The organism is Campylobacter showae CC57C (assembly GCF_000344295.2).
Classification (GTDB): Bacteria; Campylobacterota; Campylobacteria; order Campylobacterales; family Campylobacteraceae; genus Campylobacter_A; species Campylobacter_A showae_B.
Map to the genome: position 1 here is coordinate 1 of NZ_AOTD01000016.1, position 7,987 is coordinate 7,987.

At 50.5% G+C, this 7,987-nt stretch carries 8 protein-coding genes and 1 pseudogene; 4 read left to right on the forward strand and 5 right to left on the reverse strand.

Annotation, left to right across the window (positions count from 1 at the left end; genetic code table 11):
* Positions 1-79 precede the first annotated feature (79 nt).
* Positions 80-733, forward strand: coding sequence for a response regulator transcription factor (locus H740_RS00935; protein ID WP_004322028.1), 654 nt, complete (start codon positions 80-82; stop codon positions 731-733).
* On the opposite strand, the gene H740_RS00940 is transcribed toward H740_RS00935, so the two are convergent.
* From H740_RS00940 to H740_RS00950, 4 genes and pseudogenes are all read right to left on the reverse strand, one after another.
* Complete coding sequence (locus H740_RS00940; protein ID WP_004322030.1) at positions 734-1,495, reverse strand: ABC transporter ATP-binding protein; 762 nt, start codon at positions 1,493-1,495, stop codon at positions 734-736.
* A pseudogene (locus H740_RS00945) lies at positions 1,492-2,293 on the reverse strand (FecCD family ABC transporter permease). Before H740_RS00945 ends, H740_RS00940 begins: the two are co-directional and overlap by 4 nt.
* A gap of 5 nt (positions 2,294-2,298) precedes the next feature.
* Positions 2,299-2,523, reverse strand: coding sequence for a hypothetical protein (locus H740_RS12025; RefSeq protein WP_004322033.1), 225 nt, complete (start codon positions 2,521-2,523; stop codon positions 2,299-2,301).
* Positions 2,513-3,244, reverse strand: a complete 732-nt coding sequence (locus tag H740_RS00950; RefSeq protein ID WP_004322035.1) for an ABC transporter substrate-binding protein — start codon at positions 3,242-3,244, stop codon at positions 2,513-2,515. The genes H740_RS12025 and H740_RS00950 overlap by 11 nt, the downstream gene beginning before the upstream one ends.
* Positions 3,245-3,354: 110 nt before the next feature.
* On the opposite strand from H740_RS00950, the gene proB reads away from it, so the two are divergent.
* Together proB and H740_RS00960 are read left to right on the forward strand one after the other, a co-directional pair.
* Entirely contained in the window at positions 3,355-4,482 is a 1,128-nt protein-coding gene (proB, locus tag H740_RS00955; protein WP_004322037.1) for a glutamate 5-kinase, read from the forward strand.
* 220 nt (positions 4,483-4,702) lie between these two features.
* Positions 4,703-5,311, forward strand: coding sequence for a hypothetical protein (locus tag H740_RS00960; protein WP_004322039.1), 609 nt, complete (start codon positions 4,703-4,705; stop codon positions 5,309-5,311).
* A gap of 13 nt (positions 5,312-5,324) precedes the next feature.
* Here the strand turns inward: H740_RS00960 and nhaA are convergent, their stop codons facing one another.
* Positions 5,325-6,506, reverse strand: coding sequence for a Na+/H+ antiporter NhaA (gene nhaA, locus H740_RS00965; RefSeq protein ID WP_004322041.1), 1,182 nt, complete (start codon positions 6,504-6,506; stop codon positions 5,325-5,327).
* Positions 6,507-6,691: 185 nt separating this feature from the next.
* Between nhaA and H740_RS00970 the strand changes: the two genes are divergently transcribed.
* Positions 6,692-7,951, forward strand: a complete 1,260-nt coding sequence (locus H740_RS00970; RefSeq protein WP_004322042.1) for a glutamate-5-semialdehyde dehydrogenase — start codon at positions 6,692-6,694, stop codon at positions 7,949-7,951.
* Positions 7,952-7,987 lie beyond the last annotated feature (36 nt).

Below are 7,987 nucleotides of genomic sequence, written 5' to 3' on the forward strand. Positions count from 1 at the left end.
GAAGGCTTATTTTGGGGAGGATTATGTAGCGCCGAAAGTAGAAAATAAAGAAGGCAATGCCACCAAAAAGTAGGCTAAAATGAAGAAAATTTTGCTCATTAGTGACGACGCTCAGATGCAGCTAAACCTCAACGCCGCGCTTTACCGTTTTAACATCCGCCTAGTTCGTTTTGAAAATTTAAGCGAGCTAAAAGAGGATTATTATAGCGGCAACCGCTACATCTTTTACGTCATCGACGTAAAGACGAAGGATCTAGCGAATTTCGACTCGGTCAAATTTCTGCGAGATAACGGAAGCTTAACTCCCGTTATGATCCTTATAGATAAGGCCATTCCCACGCTTTACAAGAAAATTTACTACGCAAAATACGACGACTTTATGGTTAAGCCTTTTTTGCCCGAGGAGTTTTTGTTTCGCGTATTTAGAAACTGCCGAATTTTACTCGGGAGCAAATTTGAGCTAAAAAACGGCGCTATCTACGACAAAAACAGCCTCACGCTGCACATAAACGGCGCAAATATAATGCTTGGCAAAAAAGAGGGGTTGTTTTTAGAAATTTTGGCCAAAAACGCCCCGCACGTAGTAACAATCCAGGAGCTTGAGTGGAGTATCTATAAAGACGAAAACGTCTCGTCCGATCGCCTGCGCTCGCTCGTGCGTCAGCTACGCGCGAAGCTGCCTTTTGAGCTAATCAAGACCGTGCGCAGTATCGGGTATAGTTTAGAGGAGTAGCTAGAGCTTAGGCAGGATCACCTCTTTTTGCGCGAGCTTTTCAAAGGTGCAGACGTCGCCGTAAATTTTAGCCAGCAGCTCGTCGTTTAAAACCTGCGCGACGCTGCCTTTTGAGACGATCCGCCCGCCCTTAAACACTATCACTTCGTCGCAAAACCAAAGGATGTGGTTTGGCTCGTGCGTGCATATGACGATCGTCTTGCCGCCCGCAGCGATCTTTTTTAAAATTTTCCAAAGCGTGATTTGGTTTTTAAAATCAAGCGCGGACGTGGGCTCGTCAAGCAAGATGAGCGGCGTATCCTGCGCGAGCGCCCTGGCGATAAAAACGAGTTGCCGCTGCCCGCCGCTAAGCTCGTTCATCTTTTTATCGGCTAGATGCGAGATACCGATAAACTCCATCGCCTCGCTCACCGCCCTTTTGTCGTCTTTACTAAAGCCAAATAGGCTCTTTACGTGCGTTGAGCGTCCCATCAGGACGATGTCTCTTACGAAAAACGGAAAGTGTAGCTCGGTGTGTTGCGCAACGTAGGCGATGTTTTTAGCCATCCACGCGGGACTTTTGTGCTTTGTGTTTTGCGAATCGACATAAATTTCGCCGCCTTTGATATGCAAAAATTTCATACAGCAGTTAAAAAACGTGCTCTTGCCGCTGCCGTTGGTGCCCAAAAGCCCGCATATGCTGCCTCTTTTGATCTCGATGCTTACGTCTTCGAGCCCGAATCCGCCGTAGCTAAAGGATAAATTTTTCGTTTGCAGTATCATTTTAGCAGCTCCTTTGCCTTGCTTCTTAAAAGCGCAATAAGAAAGGGCGCGCCCACCAAAGAGGTTATGATGCCCACGGGAATCTCGGCCATCGCTACCGTGCGCGCGAGCGTATCGCATACGAGCAGATACAGCGCTCCTATGAGCCCCGATAGCGGCAGCACCCATCTGTTATCAGGGCCGCTTATGAGGCGCGCGACGTGAGGCATGATGAGCCCGATCCATGCGATGATACCCGCATTTGCCACGCACACTGCGGTCATCAAGGTAGCGATCGTTATAAATATGAGCTTGTATTTTTCGGGATTTATGCCGAGGCTTCTTGCCTGATCGTCGCCTAGGCTTAGTAAATTTAGCTTCCACGCAAGCGTGCAGAGCGCCAAAAAGCAAACTCCAGTGACCGAGGCGATCTCGCCTAGACTTTGCCATTTGGAGTAGTATAGCCCACCCATCATCCAAAATGTGATCTCTCTTAGCTGCGCGTCCTCGCTGACGTATTTTACTATAGATACGCACGCCGAAAATATCGAGCTTACGATGACGCCCGACAGGATAAGCCCCACCACGGGCACTATGCCGCCGTTTTTTGCAAGCGTGTAGGACAAAAACACCGCGAAAAATGAAAAAGCAAACGCGCTTAAAGCGATATTAAAAAAATATGCCAGAAAATAGTATCGCCAGAGCCGCGCCCAAAGCCGCACCCGAGCTAGCTCCCAGTATAAAGGGCTCCACGAGCGGGTTTTTAAAGCAGGCCTGATATATCGCGCCCGCGTTTGAAAGCGCGAAACCCACTATCACGGCGGTTAAATTTTAGGCATTCTGATTTCAAAGATGACGGTTTGATCCATCTTAGAGATACCTGCGGCGGGGGTGTCAAAAATTTTCAAATTTAAAACGTCTAAAATTTTAGCGATCGAAATTTTATAATCCCCGAGCATGAGCGCCGCGATCATACAGAGCAAAAGCGCGCCCAAAAGAACGAATAAAAATAGTAAATTTGACTTAAAAGCGCCGGGCTTAAAAGTCATTCTCTACCGTCCAGTCTAAAATTTGCTCGCTTCTAAGCGCCTTTGCCTGCTCCTCGCTCACGCCGTAAACGTCTTTGTAAAAATCAAGAACGAATTTGTGAACCTTGATGTCCGAAAAGAGCTGCGGATAGGCCGCTTTTGCGATTATTAGGATATCTATCGGATACTCCACGCGGCGCGCGCAGTTCATCGGCGACCACGGCATGGCGTAAACGCGCTTGTTTTTGATCGCTTTTAGCTCCTCTAGTTTTTCAAAGTCCGCCGAATTTAAAAGCTCGCTTGCAGGGTGGTAGCCGTTTGAGGTCGGCAGCACGATGACGTCGGGATCTATCGCGTAAAGCTGCTCGGTGCTTAGGATCACGTTTGAGCCGTCGCCTCTAAATGCGTTTTTAGCGCCTGCGATATTTTCGATGATGAAGGATTCGGGGGTATTTACGCCGTAAGCGCTCGCCACGCCGCCGTTTTTGCGGATGTTTGGATTAAGCCCCATGTAGAGCATGCTGACCTTTTGATCCTCTTTTAAATTTGCCGTGCGCTCCTGAACGAGTTTTTGGGTTTTATCGAGGTATTCAAAGAGCTTTAGCGCCTTGTCCTTCTGCCCGAATATCTCTCCAAGCACCCGCATCTCCTCTTGCATCGTTGCGATTTCAGCGCCTCTTGGAGCATAGATCACGGCAAGCGGGATGCCTAGCGCTTCGATAGTAGCGATCGTTTTTTCCACGGCGTCTTTATTTGATGAAATTTAAATTAATATTACTGTAGGACTACAAAAACATAAAATTTAAAATAAGCCGTTTTGGGTATAATTTTCAAAAATTTCGGAGCGATAAAATGGACAGAAAAGAGCTTCTAGGCGGCGTAAAACGCATCGTCGTAAAAATCGGCACCTCGACGCTGGCAAACGCGGACGGTTCGCTAAACGAGGACAAAATCAAACAAATCGCGGCAAATTTAAGTGAACTAAACGAAAATGCTGAAGTGGTTTTCGTAACCTCGGGCGCCGTGGGCGCTGGCATGGGTCAGATGAAGCTCGCGCACAAGCCAAAATCCATCGTCGAAAAGCAAGCGCTTGCGGCCATCGGGCAGGTTTCGCTCATACATCTTTATCAAATTTTATTTTGGGCGCACGGCAAAACGATCGCGCAGCTACTGCTGACCAAAGACGACTTTAGCGACCGCCGCCGCTACCTAAATATGCGCAGTGTCCTGCGCTCCTTGCTCGCTAAAAAAATCATCCCCGTCATAAATGAAAACGACCCCGTCGTGGGCGAGGGAATAAGGGGCGTAAAAGTGGGCGACAACGACACGCTAAGCGCGCTAGTTGCGGGGCTAATCGAGGCTGATTTGCTCGTGATTTTGACCGATATCGACGGGCTATACGATAAAAATCCAAGCGTTTTTGCGGACGCTAAATTTATAAATTTGGTCGAAAATTTAGACGATAGCATTAGAGCCGCTGCGGGTGCGGAGGGCAGTAAATTTGGCACCGGCGGCATGCGCACCAAAATCACCGCCGCCGAGATGGCGACCAAAAACGGCACTCACCTCATCATCGCAAACGGCGCCGACCCGCGAAACATCGTACGAGCATCACAAGGCTGCGAGGTCGGGACGCTCTTTTTGGCGGGCAAAAACAGGATAAATTCGCGTAAATACTGGCTCGCCTACTCGGCCGCAGATAACGGCTCCGTCGTGATCGACGCAGGCGCAGCAAAGGCGCTAAAAGAGGGCAAAAGCCTACTAGCAGTCGGCATCCGCGAGGTCGTGGGTGAGTTTGAGCGCGGCGAGGCGCTGGCTATCAAAGACACAAGCGGCCGGACGCTGGCTCGCGGCATAACAAACTACTCCTCGGCCGAGCTAGCCCTCATAAAAGGACGCAAGAGCGAGGAGATCGAGGCAGTTCTTGGCTACAAATACGAGGAAGAGGCGCTGCATATCGACAACATCGCGCTGATTTAGGTTAAATTTGGCGGTTTGTCTGCGGCTAAATTTAGTCGTGAGAGCGTCAAATTTGGGCTAAATTTAGAGCGAGTTTTTCTGCGCGACAGGTGAAATTTAAGCGGATACGGCGGCTAAATTTGATCAAATTCGACTACCCGAACTAGCCGCGCGGTCGCCGTTAAATTTGACGGTTGATTTTTGAGCGCGCTTTGAAATACTGATAAATTTAAGGAAAAAAATGAACGAAAAAGAAGCGGCGAAAGCGAAATTCGGGCGCGACCCTGCGGCGCGTAAAAGCTTGTTTGAGAGAGCGATTTTAGCCGGCTGGGCGCCGTTTTCGCTCGGAGTCATATTTTTTGCCACGCTTGGGATTTGGGCGTTAAATTTGAGCCCGGATGAGATTTTAGAGCTTAAATTTTGGTTACCTTTTATCCGCGGTGTGCGGGTTTTTGCGCCGTTTTTAGACGAATTTACGCGTAACGGCGCGAGCCTAAACGTGCTTGCTTTTTACGCCTGCGCCGCGCCGTTTTGGATCTGCTTTTTCGCCGCCGTTTTTTGCCTAAACTACGGCCGTGCGGACGTCGGAGGCGTAAATTTGATCATGACGGGGGCGAAATTCCTCGTGCTTGGCGGATTTTGCTTTCTCGCGCTTAGCGGACTGCTCTTTGCGCCCGAGGGGATGGGCGGCAGATGGGGCGTCTACGTGCGATTTGACAACTACGCCCTCGCAAACGACAGCGCGCTTTACAACCTAGCCGTCGGGTTGGCTATCGGCTTCGTGTTTGCGAGTTTTGCGCACGTGGCGTGCGATTTGATTTATGGATTACGAGGCGGCCGGCGGGAGTGAGCCGCTTTGCCCGCTACCATTTTTCTATCGCGCTCGGATTTTCGGTGCTAAATTTTAGCAATATAAATCCGACTGCGCCAGAAACTACCGAACCTAGGAGGATAGCGAGCTTGTCCGTGTAGGCAAAGGCGTCCGTGTCGTTGTAGGCTAAGCCGTTAACGAAAAGGCTCATCGTAAACCCGACGCCGCAAAGCACCGCGATGCCGTAAAGCTGGATGAAATTTGACCCCTCGGGCAGCTTAGCTAGCTTAAATTTGATCGCTAAAAAGCTAAAAGAAAATACCCCGACTTGCTTGCCGACGAAAAGCCCCAGCGCCGTGCCTAGCGCGACCGGAGACAAAATCTCGTCCAGTCCGACGCCTCGCAGCGAGATGCCTGCGTTTACGAAGGCAAATATCGGCAGCACGCCAAACGCCACCCAGCCGTGTAGGTCGTGCTCGATGCTTTTTAGCATCGATTTGCCCGGCTCGTCTTTAAAGCTAAGCGGTATGAAAAAGGCCGCCACGACGCCAGCAAGTGTGGCGTGAATTCCCGATTTTAGCACCGCTACCCACATCACCGCGCCTACGATTAGATACGCCGCTTTGCTCTTTACGCCGAGTCTGTTTAGCGCAAAAAGCGCGGCTAGGCAAACGCTCGCGACCGCAAGCATTTGTGTGCTAAGCTCGCTTGTGTAAAATAGCGCGATAATCACGATCGCGCAAAGGTCGTCGATGATCGCTAACATCATGAGGAAAATTTTTAAACTAGTCGGTACGCGCGGCCCGAGTAGGCTTAAAATTCCCAGAACAAATGCGATATCGGTCGCAGTCGGTATCGCCCAGCCACCAAGCGCGAAGGAGTCGTGTTTAGTAAAAAGATAAAAGATAACCGCGGGTACTATCAGGCCGCCGGCCGCGCCGATAGCGGGCAGTGCGATCTGCGACGGGTTTTTTAGCTCGCCCTCCAGCACTTCGCGCTTTAGCTCAAGTCCGATGAGAAAGAAAAATACCGCCATCAATCCGTCGTTTACCCACAAGATCAGGGGTTTGCTTAGTCCGTATTCGCCGAAGCTCACGGTAAATTTGGTCTTTAAAAACTCGTTGTAAAAATCGCTCAAAAACGTGTTTTGGCATAGCAGCGCCGCGATCGTAGCGATCATCAGTAAAATACCGCCGCTGGCTTCGTGTTTTAAAAACTCTTTTATCCCGCCCATTTTGCTTCCTTTTCGTGATTTTGGTGATTATAGCGTATTTTTATGGTCGCATGAAATTCGGGCGAATTTAGCTATAATCAGGTCAAATTTAAAGCTAAAATTTAGTAGACGCATTGCTAAATTTTGCTTTGTCGCGCTACTCTTTGCACCCAAGAGAGGGCGCTTTATAAATCAAGGAGCGAAAAATGAATGAAATTTTAGATATCTGTAAGCGTGCAAAGGCTGCTTGCGGCGAGCTTTTGAGGCTTGGTAGCAAGGCTAAATTTGAAATTTTAAACGCCGTGGCGGACGAGCTGCTCGCGCAAAAGGACGTGATAAAAGCGGCAAACGCCAAAGACCTTGCAAACGGCGAGAAATCGGGCTTGAGTGCGGCGTTGCTTGACCGCCTAAGGCTAACCGACGCCCGCATCGAGGCTATGGCGCAGGGCGTGCGCGAGGTGGCGGGTTTTGCAGAGGTCGTTGGCGAAAATTTAGGCGGCTGGAGCCATCCAAACGGCATGCAAATCAGCCGCGTTCGCGTGCCGCTGGGAGTGCTGGGTATCATCTACGAGAGCCGTCCAAACGTCAGCATCGACGCGGCAGCTCTGGCGCTAAAAAGCGGCAACGCGGCGATCCTGCGAGGAAGCGCCAGCGCGCTAAATTCGAATATTTTTTTAGTAAATTTATTTAATGAAGCGGGGGCGAAATTTGGCTTACCGGGCGGCGCCGTGCAGCTAGTAAAAAGCTCTGAACGCGAAGTAGTGGCGCAAATGGCGAAAATGAGCGAATATATCGATGTTTTGATACCGCGCGGCGGCAAAAATTTAAAAGATTTTATCGCGCAAAACGCGACCGTGCCGATCATCATGACTGGCGCGGGGGTGTGCCACATCTTTGTCGATGAGAGCGCAAATTTAAACGAAGCCGCAAAGATAATCAAAAACGCCAAAACCCAGCGTCCAAGCGTCTGTAACGCCGTAGAGTGTGTGCTTTTACACGAGCGCGTGGCGGACGAAATTTTACCGGAGCTGGTGCGCGAAATGCCGGAGGTCGAGTTTCGCGTAAGCGAGCGGCTGCTAGGCGCGTGCGAGGCGGAGCTGCGCGGTGCGGCAAACGTCAAGACTGCCGACGAGAGCGACTTCGGCGCCGAGTTTTTGGATCTCGTACTAGCCGTGCGCGCGGTGCGAGATACGGATGAGGCGATTAGCTTTATAAACGCGCACTCCAGCGGGCATTCGGACGCGATTTTAAGTGAGGACTACGCAAACGTCGAGCGGTTTTTAAACGAAGTCGGCAGCGCGGTCGTCTACGCCAACGCCTCGACTCGTTTTAGCGACGGTAGCGAGTTTGGATTCGGCGGCGAGATCGGCATCAGCACGCAAAAGCTGCACGCCAGAGGGCCGATGGGGGTGAGGGAGCTTACGACCTATAAATACGTCGTCCGCGGAGGCGGGCAAATTCGCTAGCGGCTCGTCTCGCGAGCGTCTTTAACGGAGCTAGTA

Excerpts from the sequence above, each read along its gene's own strand:
- nhaA (WP_004322041.1), bottom strand. The coding sequence starts at position 6,506 with ATGGGCGGGATAAAAGAGTTTTTAAAACACGAAGCCAGCGGCGGTATT.
- H740_RS00940 (WP_004322030.1), bottom strand. The coding sequence starts at position 1,495 with ATGATACTGCAAACGAAAAATTTATCCTTTAGCTACGGCGGATTCGGG.
- H740_RS12025 (WP_004322033.1), bottom strand. The coding sequence starts at position 2,523 with ATGACTTTTAAGCCCGGCGCTTTTAAGTCAAATTTACTATTTTTATTC.
- H740_RS00970 (WP_004322042.1), top strand. The coding sequence starts at position 6,692 with ATGAATGAAATTTTAGATATCTGTAAGCGTGCAAAGGCTGCTTGCGGC.
- H740_RS00960 (WP_004322039.1), top strand. The coding sequence starts at position 4,703 with ATGAACGAAAAAGAAGCGGCGAAAGCGAAATTCGGGCGCGACCCTGCG.
- H740_RS00935 (WP_004322028.1), top strand. The coding sequence starts at position 80 with ATGAAGAAAATTTTGCTCATTAGTGACGACGCTCAGATGCAGCTAAAC.
- proB (WP_004322037.1), top strand. The coding sequence starts at position 3,355 with ATGGACAGAAAAGAGCTTCTAGGCGGCGTAAAACGCATCGTCGTAAAA.